At 68.2% G+C, this 16,679-nt stretch carries 6 protein-coding genes; 4 read left to right on the top strand and 2 right to left on the bottom strand.

Going from position 1 to position 16,679, the window contains the following annotated elements:
* Positions 1-78: 78 nt before the first annotated feature.
* Positions 79-2,631, bottom strand: coding sequence for an ABC transporter permease (locus tag E8L22_RS02895; protein ID WP_136523760.1), 2,553 nt, complete (start codon positions 2,629-2,631; stop codon positions 79-81).
* Positions 2,628-3,317, bottom strand: a complete 690-nt coding sequence (locus tag E8L22_RS02890) for an ABC transporter ATP-binding protein (RefSeq protein WP_136523759.1) — start codon at positions 3,315-3,317, stop codon at positions 2,628-2,630. The genes E8L22_RS02895 and E8L22_RS02890 overlap by 4 nt, the downstream gene beginning before the upstream one ends.
* A gap of 264 nt (positions 3,318-3,581) precedes the next feature.
* Between E8L22_RS02890 and E8L22_RS02885 the strand changes: the two genes are divergently transcribed.
* From E8L22_RS02885 to E8L22_RS02870, 4 genes are all read left to right on the top strand, one after another.
* A complete protein-coding gene (locus tag E8L22_RS02885; protein ID WP_136523758.1) occupies positions 3,582-3,995 on the top strand; it encodes a hypothetical protein in 414 nt (137 codons plus the stop codon).
* Positions 3,996-4,080: 85 nt separating this feature from the next.
* The gene (locus E8L22_RS02880; protein WP_136523757.1) at positions 4,081-7,683 is read left to right on the top strand and encodes a translocation/assembly module TamB domain-containing protein; all 3,603 of its coding nucleotides are present in this window, start codon (positions 4,081-4,083) and stop codon (positions 7,681-7,683) included.
* A gap of 106 nt (positions 7,684-7,789) precedes the next feature.
* Positions 7,790-8,392 (top strand): DUF1318 domain-containing protein, encoded by a 603-nt coding sequence (locus E8L22_RS02875; protein ID WP_246044530.1) that lies wholly within the window; start codon positions 7,790-7,792, stop codon positions 8,390-8,392.
* A complete protein-coding gene (locus tag E8L22_RS02870; RefSeq protein WP_136523755.1) occupies positions 8,389-16,668 on the top strand; it encodes a CHAT domain-containing protein in 8,280 nt (2,759 codons plus the stop codon). The genes E8L22_RS02875 and E8L22_RS02870 overlap by 4 nt, the downstream gene beginning before the upstream one ends.
* Positions 16,669-16,679: the final 11 nt, after the last annotated feature.

The raw sequence follows: 16,679 nt of genomic DNA, 5'->3' as shown, positions 1-16,679 counted from the left end.
CCTCCAGTAATTCGATGTATTCATCATCTTCTCCTCCCCCCGGAGGGGGGAGGTTGGGAGGGCCGGGGAGGGGCCGCCCTACTCGTACCCGACCGCCTCGGTCACCTTGACCGTTGCGGCCTGTCGTGCGGGGATCCCGGCGGCGAGGAAGGACACCAGCGGCAAAAGGACAAGGAGCTGCCCGAGCACCTCCCACGGGTAGTGGTGCGGCATGGCCCAGCCGGTGAAGGCCCGCGCCACCGGTCCCTCCATGAAGGAGGCGAAGAGGTTCCCGGCCGGGAGGGCGACGACGAGCCCGACCAGGGCGAGCACCAGCGCCTCCAGCACCACGCTGCGCGCGATCTGGCCGGGGAGCGCCCCCAGCGCCTTCAGGATGCCGATCTCGCGCGTGCGCTCCGCCACCGAGATGAGAAGCGATGTGACGATGCCTAAGAAGGCGACCCCGAGGGCGAGGAAGACGGTGATGCGCATGACGGCGTAGAAGGCGTCGATCGCCTTGCCGATCTCCTCCTTGAACTCGCGCTGGGTCGAGATGAGCGCCGGGTAGCGGCCGGAGAGCCGCGCGCGGATCGTGTCGCGCACCTTGCCGGGATCGGTGCCGGGGGTGACCGAGACGTCGTAGATGTCGACGCGGTCGTCCTGCCAGTGCTTCAAAAACACGTTGCGGTCCAGGAAGACCGCCCCCTGGTCGGAGCTGTAGTCCCTTATCACCGCGGCGATGGGGAAGCGCATCACGCCCCCCGGGGTCGTGAGCTCGACGGTGTCACCCTTGCCCAGGCCGAAGCGGTCGTAGAAATTCTCGGTGACCGCGCACATCCCCCGGTTGATGAGGCCGTCGCGCAGCCCGGCGAGATCCCCCTGGGCGAACTCGTAGCGCACCCTTTTGGTGAGGGTATCCATCTCCACCGACCCCACCAGGATCTGCCTCCCGCGAAACTGCGGTCTTATCGCCCGGTAGCTTTCCACGGTGCGTACCCCGGGGAGGGAGAGGATCTCGTCCTTCAGTTTTCCGGGGTAGAGAAAGTCGGGGCGCGAGAAGTTCGCCGAGGCGCGCACGAAGAGATCGCAGGTGAGGATGTCGTCCATCCAGCGCTCGATGGTGAGCCGCGTCGATCCCATGTAGCCCCCCAGGCCGAGTACGAAGGTGAGCGAGAGGGCCATGGCCATGATGGTGCCCGCACTGCGGCGCGGGTTCCCCAAAAGGGCGTCGCACGAGAGCGGTCCGGCGGAGGGAAAAAGGCGCCCAAGCGGCGGGGCGAGGGCGAGGAGGATCCCCCGCGAGACCGGGCCGATCAGAAGCACGAGCCCCACGCCGCCCAGAAGGAGCACCGAAAGCACGAGTCCGTCTCCCTTCATGACCCGGCTCAGGGCTAGTCCCGCTGCGGCCGCGACCAAGAGCACACCGAAAACGAGCCTCGGGGTCGCCCTACGCTGGACCCGCGCCTGGAAACTCCCTTTGGCGAAGGCCTCCGTGGGGGAGATGCGCGAGGCGGCGAGGGCTGGCCCCCAGGCCCCGGCGAGCGAGGCGATGAGCCCAAGCAGCATGGAGTGGAACACGACCGCCGGGGTGAGGTGCACGATGCCGGAGCCGCTGATGCCGTACACCATCTCGGTGCTCTGCCCCATGCTCACGAGGAGCGCCTGCGAGAATGCGGTCCCGGCGACGCAGCCGATCGCCCCGCCGGCAAGGCCGATGATGAGGGCCTCGACCAGGAACAGGAGCTGCACCTGGCGCGGCGTGGCGCCCAGGGCGCGCAGGGTGCCGATGTCGCGCCGCCTGCGGTTCACCGCGACGTTGAAGGCGTTGAAGATGAGGAAGATGCCGATGGAGAGGGCGAAGGCGCTGGAGACGTTGAACCCGGCGGTGAAGTTCGCCACGAGGCGCTCCATCTGCTCGCCGCGCCGGGCCGGGGTTTCCACCCGGTACGCCGGGCCGAGCGCCTTTTTGAGCATCTCGGTCCCTTGCGCCACGGTCACCCCCTCGGCCAGCCGGACGTCGATGCGGTCGAAGCGGCGCCCACGGCCGAAGAGCTCCTGCGCGGCGTAGACGTCCACCACCATGAGGTTGCCGCCGAAGGCCTGTGCGAACCCCTTCGGGCTCATGAGGCCGCGCGCGGTGACTTTCCTCGTGCCGGTCGGGACCCTGACCGCCAGCGTCCCCCCGGTGGTGAGGCCGGCACGTTTGGCGAAGTCGCGGGTGAAAAGGGCGGAGTCGGGCTGGGCCAGGAACAGGAGCGGGTCGTCGAGGTCGGCGTCGTCACCCTCGAAGCCGTAGTCGCGCATCTCCCGGTCGCCCAAGAGGTCGACGCCGATCACCATGAGACTGCCGAGCTCCCCTTTTTCCGGGACCACGATCTGTTCTATCACCGGGGAGGTGGCGCGGACACCGGGGAGGTTTCTGAGCTGCTCCTGCACCCCCTCGGGGACGCCCCCCTCCATGGTGACCTGCAGGTGCGCCTTCCCGGCGACCCGGTCCACGGTGGAACCGATCCCGGCGACGAGGGCGTCCTGTGCGGTCCTGATTGAGCTGAAGGTGGTGACGCCGACCACCACGCCCAAAAGGGTGAGGACGGTCTTCGCTAGGTGGCGGCGGGCATAGGAAAGGGAGAGGTGGCGCAGCAGGTATCTCATCGGGTGACTCCCGGGACCGCGCCGTCCTCCTCGACGCGTCCGTCCCGCAGCAGGATGAGGCGGTCGCAGGCGGAGGCGGCGTCGCGGTCGTGGGTCACCATGACGATGGTGGTGCCGCGCCGGGCGTGGATGGAGCGGAGCAGGGCGAGGATCTCCCTGCCGCGGGCGCTGTCCAGGTTGCCGGTCGGCTCATCGGCGAGCAGAAGCGGAGCCTCGGTGACCAGGGCGCGGGCGATGGCGACGCGCTGGCGCTCGCCGCCGGAGAGTTCGTCCGGGAGGTGGTCGCCCCGCTTTTCCAGGCCGACCTCGGCCAGGGCGCGCTCGACCCTGAGTTCCGCCTCCTTCGCCCCCATGCCGGCCAGCCTCAGGGGTAGCGCCACGTTTTGCCGCACCCTGAGCGTCGGCATCAGATGGTAGGCCTGGAAGATGTACGAGACGTGCGTGCGCCTGAAGAGCGAGCGCCCTTTTTCGCTTTCCAGGGCAAGGTCACTCCCCGCCACCAGCACCTGTCCGGAGGTCGGCACGTCGAGCCCCCCCATCAGGTTCAAAAGGGTCGATTTCCCCGACCCAGACGGCCCCATGATGGCAACCATCTCCCCAGCGGCGATGGAGAAGGAGACCCCCGCCAGCGCCGTCACCATCGATTTGCCCTCGTAAGACTTCACCACGTCGCGAAGCTGCAACACGAAAGGTTCCTCCTTGGATGAGGCTTGCCTGTTCTGTTTACGGAACGCCCACTTTAGCAGAAGTGGGGCGACGGTCAAAGAAATTATGAACGGACTCTCAAGTTTAGGCGCAGCTGACACTGGCCAATGAGGCGAATATAATCGAGGTCCCGTTGTCTGTCATAGCTGCCGTGCTAGACTTTTTATCACCCCAAAGTAGCAAAGCGGCAGACAGCGAATCGGAGCCGCTGATTGAGTTGAAGACTTCCATGAACTGGAGGCCTCATGCCTGAATCAGGGAAGATCCGTTTATGGCTGGCAGCACTGCTCGCTGTTGCTTTGGGTGCCTTCCTCTTCTTGCGCATGGGGGAGGCGAACATCGACCACCTGACCAGCGCCAGCGGCATCCTCACCATGCAGGAGTGCATCGCCTGTCACTCTGAAGGGTCGACGCATCCGGTGGCCATATGTCTCGATGACCACTGTCTCTACACCAACGACCATTCCCTCATGCACCGCTACCCCCCGCTTGGCAAAGAGATGGAGTACGCGTCGGCCGCCGAGGTCCTTGCCGCGGGATGCATTCTCGAGGACGGCAAGATCACCTGCCTCTCCTGCCATGATCTCACGCAACCCGCGCCACACCTGATACGGGCGGGCGACCAGCTCTGCGGCATCTGCCACAGGCTGCTGCGCTGAGGGCCGCGCCGTTTGACTTTAAAAGTTGGAGATGATAAGAGAAATTGCCTCGCAACTTCCGCTGGACCTCCCGGGACCCTGACCGATGCGCCCTCGTCTCCTCGCCTACATCAGCACAATCCGCCTCAGACGCGTACTCCTTGTCGGGAGTGCAGTGGCACTGGCCGGACTCCTCCTTTTGGCGCTGCTCCTGGTGTCCCTGCCGACCCTCATCTCCACCTCCCCGGTGCAATCACTGCTGAGACTCGGTATCTCGAAGGCCCTCAAACGTCCCATATCCTGGGATGATCTCACCGCTTCCTGGTCCCGCGGCATCGCGATCTCCGGCCTTAACCTCGGTGAAGGGCCGCCCCCGCTGCTGCATGCCGCACTCAAAGAGCTGAAGATCGTTCCCGGCCTTTCCCGCGAGGAGAGCTCCGGGCGCTGGCGCGTGAGCCTGGAGGTGAAGCTCGCGAAGCTCGATGCGGACCTCGCCCCTGGGCCGCAAAAGCCTAAGGAGAAGCTGCCGGACCCGCTCACGCGGATCGCGGAAGGGGTGCAGAAGTTCCACACCATGGAGTGGCCGCTCCCGGTCGAGGTGCGGGCGATGGTCGAGGCGGCCCCGATGACGCTGCGTTACGCCGATCCGGAGTCCAAGCGCGAGCTCCTCATGAATAACTTCGCCTTCGGGCTCGCGGTCCCCTCGCTTTCCACGCTGCCGGTCACGGCGTCGCTCACCGGAGAGGTGGCTGTCGACGGCGGCAAAGCCCAGCCGGTTCGCCTCAAGGTGCGGGTCGCCGATCTCGTTACCGCGGCGCATCGCATCAAGCCGTCCCGGGCGCTGTTCGCGGTGCAGGCGGGCCTTCCCGGCGCCGATTTCGACGTGAAAGGGGGCGTGTCGCGCCCGGAAGGGCTGAAGGCGCGGCTGCAGCTCTCCCTTGCCGAGGTGATGAAACTGGCGGCGCCTTTGGCGAAGAAGCCTCTGCCGGAGCTTGGAGGAGCCCTCCAGGTGGCCCTCGATGGGGAGACCGATCAGGCGGGGGACCTGCGCCTGGCACTGGCGCTCGACGGCGAGCGCCTGTCCGTAAGCAAGCTCCCGGGGAAAAGGGGGAAGGTGGCGCCCCTCGACCTTCGCTTGCGCCAGAAGCTGAAGAGTGATCACAAAAGGCAGCAGGTGACCTTCAGCGAGGGAAGCCTCGCGAGCCCGGGATTGCTCACCGCCTCCTGGAGTGCCGTCGTCGACCGTCCCACCGAGAAGTCCCGCGCCGTTTCCGTCGAGCTTTCCGGGGTGCGCCTCGAGCTTTCCCGCGCCGCCGCACTCGCCGCACCTTTCCTCGGGAAGGCTCTGCCGCTCAAGGATCTGACCGGGAACGCGACACTTGCGAAGCTTACCGCGCGCTTCAAGGGGCCGGAGAACGACGGCGAGGTGGCGGTGTCCGGGCTGGCTCTGGCCCTGCCGCGGCTTTCTCTGAAGCGCCCCGCCGGTGCGGTGCAGGGGGAGAAAATCGTGCTTTCCCTCGACCGGGCCGTTCTGCCGCTTAAAAAGATGACGCCGGTGCGGGCGACTGCAGAACTATCCCTTTCGGCTGCAACACTCGAGGCGGCGGGGAAGAAGCTTCTGCGTGCGCAGGGGGTGCGGGGGCGGGTGGCCCTGAACCTCTCCGGCATCGACCTTAAGGGAAAGCGCGCCGTCGCCGACGCCACCCAGAGCCTGGGCATCGAGCGGCTGGCCGTTGGGGAGGACCTGGCGTTCGAGAAGCTGCGCGAGGAGGTCTCGCTCAAGGGGCGCGTGCTTTCCGGCGGCGCCGTGGACGCGTCGCTTCCGCTTTTAAATCTTGAGGCCGCGTCGCTGCGGGCGCGCCAGGGGGCGCGGGTCGTGACGCTGCGTCCCTTCGCTGCGCGTCTCGCCGCGGAAGGGGTGCATCTGCCGGCCAAGGGTAAGGGGAGCCCGACGGTGGCGCAGGCGCACTTCACCCTGGCCGCGTCCGACGCGCTTACCCTCACCGCCCAAGGGGCGCTCACCGGAGAGGGGAGGCAGCTCGCGGCGACCAAGGGAGAGGCGCACATCGACCTGCGCCGCCTCATGCCGGTTGCCGCCCCCTTCCTCCCCGCCGGCTTCGACGCTGCCGGGCTCGCCTCCGCCGCGTGGGACCTCTCCCTGCCGCTGCCGTTGGCGCAGGCTCCCGCGGAGACGAACCCGCTGCGCAAGGCGAAGGGGGGCGTCGCCCTGCTGGAGCGCGGCGAGCTGACCGTGAAGCTGAACGACATGGACCTGAAGCTTCCAGCCGCCCAGGGAGGGTACCGGATCAAGGGGTTAAGCACGGCGCCGCAGCTGCGCTTTTCCGTGCCGCGCGCCGATCTTCCCCTCGCCATTGATGGCGGGGTGCGCTTCGCCGCACTAGAGGGGCTTACCGGCGCGGCGGCGACGCTCCCTTTGCAATCCGGTGCGCTCAAGCTGCAGGGGGAGCTTTCCGGTTGGAAGGAGCTTCGCCTGACCGAGGAGCTGACCGTGGCGTCGCTCGGCCTTTCCCAGGTGGCCGAACTCACCGTTGGGCGCCTCGACGCCCTCATGGATGAGCGCGAGTTGAAGCTCGACACGGCGACCCTTTTGAAGCGCCTCGACGCCACCATGTTCGCCCACCTGGAGGGGAACTTCCCCCCCGAGGCGAAGCAGGTCATCGCTGGATGGCGCCTAGCCGGCAACGTCGCCGCAGGCGCGCGCGTCGATCTGACCGCGGCCAAGGAGCTCAAGGTGCGCGGCTACGGCAAGTGCCGCGACTTGGGTGTTGCCGACGGCAAGGGGGTGGGGGCGGACGGCATGCGTGCCGACCTCGTGCTCGACCGGACCTATGCGCTGGCGCAAGGAAAGGGGGAGTCGTGGGAGCCGCTCTCCACAGCACTCGTGCGTCCCGCTCCGGTTGCCCCGTTCGCCGTGGCGAACTCCGATCTCGCGAACCGGATCTACCAGGACCTGCGCGGCGAAAGCAGCGGTCCGCGTAAGATCGGCGTCCGCAGCGCCTCCTTCAGGTCCGGCGCCCTGCCGCTTGCCGCGAGCGCCCTGGAGGCCGACCTCCTCCTGGAGCCCGAATCGCTCGGCCTCTCCTTCTTCCAGGCCGAGTTCGCCGGGGGGACGGTGCGCGCCCGGGGCATGATAGACCTCACCGGAGCGACCCCGGTGCTTTCCACCTACTGCAACTTCTCGCGCCTCGATCCGGTGCTTCTCTTCCCGGCTGCCGGGTCCCTTCGTCCCGGAGGCGAGGGAGAGCTGACCGGCGAGTTGAGCCTTTCCGCGCCGCTTGCCACCGAGAAGAGGGCGCTTCTGGAAGGGATGCGTATGAACCTGAACCTGCGCCGCTTCAGCTCTCGGGTCTTGGACCGCGCCCTTTTCGCCGTCGACCCGTACCAGAGAAACGAGAAGATCGTGGCGCAGCGAAAGGCGCTCAAGATGGCCGATCTGAAGGGGCTCCGGGTGAGCGCCGTGGACGGCGCCCTCGACTGCGAAGGGGAGCTTGCCGTGAAGGGGGTGGACGTTGCCATCCCGAGGATCGACCGTCTGCGTCTTTCCGAGCTCCCGATAGACAACGAGCTGAAAAGCCTGATCCAGGCGATAAGGAGCTCCCAACTGCTCCTCGACCTGGTCCGCTCCGACACCCTTGTCGTCGACGAGAAGGGGAAGCTGTCCCTGAAAAGGAGAAAACATGCGGAATGAAACACGTTCTACGTTCTGCGATCTACGTTCTACGTTGAAACCTTCGCTGCTTTCGAACAAGTCGCCGTGGCATCCCCGCCCCCAAAGGGGGAGGGGCGTCTTCTCGTTGTCAATTGTCCATCGTCAATTGTCCATCGGACTTGCCCTCGCCCTTCTTCTTGCTTCCGGCTGCACCCTCGCCAAAGTCGACGTGAACGTGGTGAGCGAGCGGACCTCGCTGGAGAACCAGGTGCTCGGTACCTACAACGCCCTCTCCGATGACGTGCTGCTCGTCGCCTCGGTGCGCGGTGTCTCGCCGACCGGGAAGGTGGAAACGCCCCCGAAACACTCCCCGGAACAGCAGGAGGCGGCGCAGGCCCTGGAAACCATCGCCTTCCACGCCGATGACGTGGACACCCTTAAGCGGCTCGGCTGGGTAGGGGAGAACTTGGATGGGACGCTGACCCCCTTCGCACGCGAGGTTCCGGAAAAGGCCCCCGCCGACCTGAAGGCGTTCGCGGCGCGCTACAGCGAGGGTGAGTTCCGCCAGGTGGTCGGCGAGGTGAACCGCTCCCGCGAGTTGCTGATGAACCGGGTGGTGCGCACCAACGAGAACTTCACCGCGGGCGACCTCCCGGCGATCCGCAAGGTCTTCGCCCGGATCAACCGTCAGAACAGCGCACCGGGGACCAGGGTGCAGCAGGACGACGGGGCGTGGGGCGCCCGATGAAGGCGTCGGCAAGAAAAACAGCCCTCTTCCTGGCCTTAGCCTCGCTCCTTGCCGCGGGCGTCGCGGAAGCGGTGCCGCTCGGTGAGGAACTCTTAGCCCCCGCGGCACCCCGCCCGGCTCCGCGTTCGCGGCCGGAAACGGCGCCTGCCGCCGCGCTCTACACGCCGCAGTCGGTGCTCTATGCCACGCGTTCCCTGGACGGCAAGTGGATGGCGACGGTGGAAAAAGGTGACGCGGGGTACGAGCTCTGGTTGCACCCGGCCGGCGCCACGGAAAAGCTGCCGCGCCTTCTGCGCAAGAGCCCGGTGCGCTTAGCCGCCCCCGCCTTCGACGCCGGCGCGACCCGGCTTGCCTTCACCGACGAGCGCGACGACCTGAAGGGGGACGTCTGGCTTCTGGACCTCACCCGGCCGGACGCCGAACCGGTGCGCCTGACCGGTAACGACGCCGGCGAGGACGCCCCCTCCTTCGCAAGGGACGGGAACGTTCTCTTCTACCAGCGTGAGCTCCCCGGTTCCGGGCGCCGCGAGATCGTCCGCTTCGACCTCACCTCCGGCAGGGGGGAGACCATCCCCATAGGCATCGACGCCGCCTTCGCGGTCCCCTCGCCGGACGGCGGGCGCCTAGCCTTCGTCTCGCGGGAAAAGGACCCCGGCGGCGACCTCTGGCTCTGGGACCTGCGCGCCCGGCGCCTGAGCCCGCTCACCGCCGGGGGGGAGCGCGACCTCTACCCCGCCTGGCAGGACGACGACACCATCCTCTTCACCCGCTTCGCCCCTCCCGCCGGGGACTCCGCCACCGGACCGGAAGGGGGCGCCGTCTTCCGGCTGCAACTAAAGCGTGCCGGTGAGGGGGGGCTCCCCGCCGCCTTCCCCCTCACCTCGGGCCTTCTCTCCACCGTTGCGCCGGTTCCCGCCCCTGACTCCGTGCTCTTCGTCGCCGGAGGGGCAGCCGGGGGACAGGTGGTGTCGCTTCCCCTTTCCGGCGAAATCCCGGACCGGCCCGACCTCGCCTCCCAGTGGGACCTCGCGCGCCTGATCCTCGAGCGCCAGCCCGCCGATCCGGCGACGGCAAGGCTCGCCCTCTTGCGCGTCCTGGCGCGGGAGGATAAGCCCACCCGCGAGGGAGCGCTCGCCTCGCTGGCGCTTGCCGGGCTCATGGAAGAGGCGAAGGATTATCCGGGCGCCCTGGAGCGCTACCACGAGGCGTCGCGTCGCTACGCCGCGTTCCCGGCCGAGGCCGCTCTCGCGCAGGTGGCAGGGGTGCGGCTGCGGGCCGCCCTGCGCTGCGAGGAGGTCGTAGTGGCCGGGAGGCGCAGCGAGGTGATCGCCGAGGCGCAGCGTGAGATGGTCGCCGCGGCCGGGAACAAGGGGCGCGACGCTGCGGCGCGGGCGCTCATCGATGCCGCGCGCCTGCAGGCCGAGTATGGCTCCGGCGCGGGGGACCAGTTGGCCGCCATAGCACTCCTCGAAAAGGCCGCCGCCGACCCCGCCGTGGACGAGGCGCTCCGGGGGGAAGCTGCCTACCGCCGCGCCCGTCTCCTCTCGGCAATCGAGGGAGGGGAGGGGTCAGTTGCCGCGCTCGTCGAAGTGGCCAAGCGTTACGACCGGCAGGAGCGCTGGGCCGAGGCGGCCATTGCCGGCATCCTGGACCAGCTGACCGCGGGTTCGACCGAGCCGCGTGAGCGTCTGGCGGCCTTGGCCGAGCAGTACCGCACCACCCTGCCGCGCCTCGCCATGGGCGCCTGGAACCGAAGCGGCGATCTTGCCTACCGCGGCGGCGACTGGGTGCGTGCGAAGGACGCCTACCGCACCGTGCTGGAGCAGTTCCCGCCGCTTGCGACGCCGACGGCGGCGGCCCGTTTCGCGCTCGCCGAGATCCTGTATCGCGAGGAACGCTTCGGCGAGGCGACCGCCCTGTACGAGAAGGAAATGGCGCTGCACCCCGAGGACGCGCCGCTCTACCAGTTGGCCCGTGCCGCCTACATCAGAAAGAGCCTCGCCGCCGGGGAGAGCCTGTACCGCCTGGGCGAGATCGCCGCGGCCCGCGCCGCCTTCCTCGACCTGATCCGCTACGATGGGCGCAGCCTCGAGGCACACCGCGGTTACGTGAAGTCGGTCGCCGCCCAGGGGCAGGCCCCGGAGCTCCTGGCGCTCTACCGAGAGATGCTGAAGAAGTACCCGGACGACCCGGTGCTCCTCTACGCTGCCGGGCTCTGCCTCACCTACCTCCCCGGCAAGGATGCGCTCAAGGAGGGAGACCGTCTCATCGCGCGCTCCGCCGAGCGCCTTCCCGGCTCCGAGTACCCCTTCCAGACCCGCGGCTACATCGCAGAGGTGCTCGAGACGGTGCAAGGAGAGGCGGGAGGGCTCGAGCGCGCCCTGAACCTCTACCGAAGGGCGAAGCTTTTGAACCGTCCCGAGGTGAACCCGGAGAACGCCGCCAACCTCTCCTTGAACATTGGCAACGTCGCCTTCTTGCTCGGGAGGAACGCAACGGCATGGAGCTTCTACCGCCAGCGCTTAGGCTCCAAGGTACCCTTCGACAACCCGGAGACCGAGCTTCTCTTCCACGAGCGCTACGCCGCGGCCGCGTTCCAGGTGGGTGAGAAGGACGCTGCCATCGAAGGGTACGGCCGTGCGCTTTCCCTTGCCCAGTCTCGGCTCGATCCGGCGCGGGCGCTCGAGCAGTTCGGCCGCCTGACGCGCCGGGCGAACGAGCGTCTCTTCGCCGGGGAAAAGCTCTCTCCTGAGCGGGAGCATTTGCTTGCCCGGCAGCGCGAGATCAACGCGGAACTGGAATTTCTCGGCGCGGAGCGCGTGGAGCCTCCGCCGTCCCCCGCGTGGGAGCGCTTCGAGGAGGCGTTGAAAAAGCTGCTCTCCCGTGAAAAGGAGTTGGTCGCCGCAGCCGGCGCCGGTACCCCGCAGGGGGAGAAGTACGTTCTGGAACTTACTGCCATGGCGGCCGCCGTGGAACGCGAGCTCGCCGCCGTGCCGCGCCTGGTGGAGACGCAGGCGAAACTAAGCGATCGGCTGGGGCTTGCGCTCTTCGACGCCGAGCGCTTCAAGGAGGCGGCGGAGCGATTCGATGTCGCCTACCGCCTGAACCGCGACCTGGGCAGGACGGCGAACCTGGCCGCGAACCGCCGTTCCGCGAGCATCGCTCTCTACCGCCAGGCCGAGAGCGCCTCGGGCGGCGACAGGCGTCAGCTCCTCGACCTCGCCCGGGACGGCTTCAACGAGGTGCTGACGCTACTGGACCGCTACCCCTCTGCGAAGAAAGCGGCGCCGAAGCGAGGCGGCGGGCTGATCAAGGTGGGCGCCGACGTCGCCCTGAACAAGGGTGACGCCACCGAGGCCGCCTTCGGTTTCTCTACCGAGCAGGAGCGGCGTCTCGCGCAGAGCTATCTCGCCCGCATCGCCTCCGAGCTTGGCGATAACCAAGCTGCGGCGCGGCTCTTCAAGGAGCTTCTCGGCCGCTACCCCGTTCGGGTCGATCAGCTCACCGAGGGGGACCTCTTTGGCGTCGGGCTCCTGAGCCACCGTGCCGCCCAGCTCGACTACGCGCGCGGCGACCGCGCCGGGGCCGCGGAAGGTTTCCGGAAAGGGACCGAGATCGCGCTTCGAAGCAGCAACGCTGTCGGCGCCATGTTGAACCTGGTGAACTGGGGGATGCTCATCCCGGCCGACGCCGCGCCGGAGACAGTGGCCGAGTTCCTGGCGGCGCAGGCCCGCGTCTCCGCCCTTGCCGACTCCTACCGCGGCGCCCTTCCCGCCGATGCTTTGGCGCGCTACGGCAACGACTCCGCCGCCCTCCTGGCACGTCTCGCCTCCGGCCGTCCCGATGACGGCAGCCGTCAGGCCCTCGTCTACCGCGCCATCGGGATGTGGGACCGCGTGCTGCGGCTGTCGCCGTCCCCCGTGTCCCCCGTCTTGTCCCCCGTAGCGGGTTCACCCGCGAAGGGGGAAGCCGGTTCTTCGGCGAATAGCACCTTGGGCCTCGCGGCGAGCCTGAACCGTGCGGCGGCGCTCTCCTCGCTCGGCCTCCCTGACGCGGCGGCTGCCGGTTACCGCGATGCTCTCGCCGAGGCGCGCACCGCCGGTAACGGTGCCATGGCCTGGCGTGCGCTCGCGGGACTTGGCGACTTCGACGAGGCGCTGAAACTCCTCGACCGGCTCCCCCCCACGCAATACGACCTGCACTTAGGCGAGCTCACTGAGCGCTTCGCCCCCCGCATCGAGGCGCTGACCGCGAAGGACCCGGAACAGGGCTTCGCCCTCGTTGAGCGCCTCTCCGAGCTGGAGCGGGTCCAGATTCTCGGGAAAAGCCTCCTCGGCATGGACGACCCCGCCGTGCTCGCCCTCCTGCAAAGGGCCGCACCGCACCTCTTCGAGCTGGACCGGGTTCGCGCCGAGCTTGCTGGCCCGGCGCCGGCGGACCCCGCGTACCTTAAGCTGCGCGCCGAGCAGGAACAGGCGGTTCTCGACGCCATGCTCGGCAAGGAGTTGGGGCTACTTCCCCCTTACTACGCCGCGGCTGGTCCCGCCGCCCTGCGTCTCGCCGCCTCGGCGGCAGCCCTTCCGGGGGGCGAGAAGGAAGAGGGCTTCCGGGCCCGCCTCGCCTCCTTCCGCAAGGGGTGCGCCTCCGGAAAGGCGCCGCGTCTTTGTCGGGCGCTCACACCGCAGCCCGCCGAGGCGATCGACGTCCTGGAACGGCTCCCGGGCCGGAGCGTGCTCCGCCTGGTGGCGCTTCCCGGCGACCGCTTCCTCCTCTTCACCTTGGGTGGCAAGGATGGTGTCCGCGCCGAAACCGTGACGCGCGCCGCAGCCGCCTCGCGCCTGAACGATCCTGCGCTCGTCGCCATCTACGAGGAGCCCGGCGCCTTCGCCGACGCTCGCGTCCTCACCTGGGGGGTGAGTGCCAGCCAGCTCTTGCAGAGCATAGAGCAGCGCAGGCCGCTCAGGACGCAGGTGCTCGACCCGGCCGGGGTATGGCCGTCGCTTCCCCCCTTCACAAAGCTTCCTCCCGACGGGTTGCCGGAGCGGCTGCCCGACGCCCACACACTGACCCTCCCCGGCGCCGCAGGGCTTCTCCCGACGGTACCCGCCCGTCCCGGCGGGGGAGGGGGGCTCGATCCCCTCTTCGAGGACGCCACTGGGGCGCGCCGCGACCTTCTCGCGCTGGCTGCGGGCGAGTCGGTCTCGCTGATAGTCGCTCCGCGCGGGGGGAGGGACGAAGCCTATTATCTCGGGCAGCTCGCTTCGCTCGCCGGGGTGCCGAGCCTGCTTCTTTCCGAAGGGAGCGGTGCCGATCTCTCCCCCTTCGCGAAAAGCTACGCGGACGCCTCGCTCGCCACGGCGCGGCGTGAACTCCCTCCGGGTTGGCTCCTGATCGGCGACTGGGGTGGCAACGCCGCCGAGAGCGCGCAGCTCGCCAAGAAGCAGTTCAACGACGTGGTGAAGCGCGCGGTGACGGCGCACAACGAGGGGCGCTACGCGCAGGCCCTGGCGCTTTTCGACAACGCGCTCGTCGTGGCGGACGCGACCCCGGAGCTTGCCAAACAGCGCGCTCCCCTGCACCGCCATGCGCGTGAGAGCGCCTTCGGCGCCGGGCTCACCGAACGCGCCGTCCTACACGCGGATGCCCTGGTGAAACGCCTGGCGAAGGAAAAGCCGTACTCCGCCGAGCACGCCGATGCGCTCTTCAGGCTGGGTCTTCTGCAGGGACGCCTGGAGCGCTTCTCCGAGGCAGCCGCATCGCTCAAGGAGGGTGTCTCCATCTTCGCCGAACTGGGGCTGGCGAAAGAACAGGCCGCGGCGCTCTCCGATTTCGGCGCGGTGATGGAGAACGCGGTGGACTACCCGGCGGCCCGTTCGCTTTTCGAGGAGGCCGCGGGGCTGAACGCCCAGTTGAAGGACGAACTGAACCTGGCCGACCAGTACCGGAACCTCGGGCGTATCCTCGACCTGCGCCTGAACCAGTTCGCCGCCGCCGAGCGCTACTACGCGAAGGCCCAGGAACTCTACGCGAAAAACGGCAACCGGGCGCTGGAAGCCGAGACCATCCTGGAGCGGGGGCGCTGCCGTCGCCTGCTCGGGAACTTCGCGGATGCGGACCTCCTCTACCGCGAGGCGCTCGCAAAGGTGGGTGACGCCGCGCTCAAGACCCGTATGAGGATCGTCTTGGAGCAGGGGAACAACGCCTGGTTCCAGGGGCGCTACCAGGACGCCTTCGATATGCGTGAACAGGTGGAGCGGGCCGCGCAGAGGGAAAACTGGCCCCTGGAAGAGGTGATGGCGAAGAACACCGGCGGCCTCATCTGGTGGACCCTGGGGGACTCAAGGCGGGCGCTTGTGGAACTCAAACAGGCGCTGGATCTCACCGGCAAGTTGGAGGCGCGCCGGGACGAGAGGGCGACCACGCTGAACAACATAGGGCTCGTGCGGCGCGAGTCGGGAGACTACCAGGGGGCGCTTCAGACTCTTGGTGAGGCGCTTGCCATCGACCGCGTCCTAGGCTCGCGCTGGGCCATCGCCTATGACCTGAGAAACCTGGGACAAACCCGCCTCCGGATGGGAGACCCTGCCGGGGCGCTGAAGCTCCTCGACGAAGCGGCGACGCTTGCCGACGGCACCGGCGACCGGGTGAACCAGGCGAAGATCCACCTCTCCCTCGGGGACGCCCGGGCCAAAAGCGGTATGAAAGGCGAGGCGCAGGGGAGCTACAAGAAGGCGCTCGAGCTCGCCGACCTCATGCTGCTGCGCGAGGTGCGCTGGCGCGCCCTTCTGGGGCTCGCCCGTCTGAAAGAGGGTGCCGGGGACCGGGAAGGTGCCGTCTCCTCCTACCGCGACGCGCTAGCCACCATCGAGGAGCTCCGTGCCGAGATCAAACTGGACCAGCTGAAGGACGGCTTCCTCGCCGACAAGATGGACGTTTACCAGGGGCTGGTCGGACTCCTGGTGGAAATGGGGCGCGACGATGAGGCCTTCGCCGTCGCCGAGCGCTCCCGCGCCAGGAACCTGATCGACATCCTCGGTCGCCAGCGCCTCTCGCTTGCCGGCGGCGCCGACCGCGATCTCTACGAGCGTCAGAACCGGCTGCGCGAGCAGATCGTCGAGCAGGAGCAGTTGGCGCAGCAGGCGGCGAACCCGGCGGAGCGCGCCATGTACCAGGCGGCACTCGAGCGGCTGCGCGGCTCCTACCATGACCTTCTGATCGACATAGAACGGCGCCGACCGGAACTGTTGTCGCTCGTCAAGGTGGCGCCGGTCACCGTGCCGGAGGTGCGCTCGCTCTTGGAGCCGGGGGTGACCCTGCTCTCCTACTACCAGCTCCCGGACCGGCTCCTGTGCTGGCGTCTGGAGCGGGAGGGAAGCCGCCTCTTCGTCCTCCCGGTCCCGGCCGCCGAGCTTTCCGGGAAGATCGCCACCTACCGGCGCATGCTGCAGAACCTGGAGCCCTTGGAGGAGAACTCCCGGGAACTCTACCGGCTGCTCCTCTCCGCCCCCCTGTCCGGCGTGGCGCAGGGGAACACGGTCGGGATCGTGCCGCACGGCAGCCTCCACTACCTCTCCTTCGCGACCCTCTACGACGGGCGCGATTACCTGGTGGACCGGCATAACCTGTTCCATCTCCCGGCCGCCTCGGTGTACCGCAACACCCTGGCCCGGCGCCAGGCGGCGAAGAACCTGCGCATCTTAGCCATCGGCAACCCCGACCTGGGGAACGCCTCACTCGACCTCCCGTTTGCCGAGAAGGAGGCCGGGACGCTGCGCTGGAACTACGCCGACGTGACCATGCTGACCCGCGAGCGCGCCACCGAGAGTTGGGTGCGTGAGAATATCTCACGGTTCGGTATCATTCACCTCGCCTCGCACGGCGAGTTCGACCCGGTGAACCCGCTCTTCTCCTCGATCAGGCTCGCCAAGGACGCTGGAAACGATGGCAGGCTGCAGGCCGAGGAGGTGTTCGGGCTCGACATCAAGGCGGACCTCGTGGTCCTCTCCGCCTGCCAGACCGGCCTGGGCGACGTGAAGAGCGGCGACGACGTGATCGGCATGAACCGCGCCTTCATCTTCGCCGGGACCCACGCCCTGGTCTCGAGCCTGTGGCGCGTTTCCGACGTATCGAGCGCCATCCTGATGAAGCAGTTCTACCGGGACTACGCCGGCACCGACAAGGCGCAGGCGCTCGGTCTCGCCATGCAGCACGTGAGAAAGCGCTACCCGCACCCCGGCTACTGGGGGGCGTTCGTACTAACGGGTGATTACAAGTAACGAAGCGCCGG

Source organism: Geomonas ferrireducens, from assembly GCF_004917065.1.
Lineage (GTDB): Bacteria > Desulfobacterota > Desulfuromonadia > Geobacterales > Geobacteraceae > Geomonas > Geomonas ferrireducens.
The sequence above is the reverse complement of the archived record's forward strand: the minus strand, read 5'-3'. Positions and strand labels throughout refer to the sequence as shown.

What these genes read in the sequence shown, in the direction of transcription:
- E8L22_RS02895 (WP_136523760.1), bottom strand. Translation starts at nt 2,631, where the DNA reads ATGAGATACCTGCTGCGCCACCTCTCCCTTTCCTATGCCCGCCGCCAC.
- E8L22_RS02885 (WP_136523758.1), top strand. Translation starts at nt 3,582, where the DNA reads ATGCCTGAATCAGGGAAGATCCGTTTATGGCTGGCAGCACTGCTCGCT.
- E8L22_RS02870 (WP_136523755.1), top strand. Translation starts at nt 8,389, where the DNA reads ATGAAGGCGTCGGCAAGAAAAACAGCCCTCTTCCTGGCCTTAGCCTCG.
- E8L22_RS02880 (WP_136523757.1), top strand. Translation starts at nt 4,081, where the DNA reads ATGCGCCCTCGTCTCCTCGCCTACATCAGCACAATCCGCCTCAGACGC.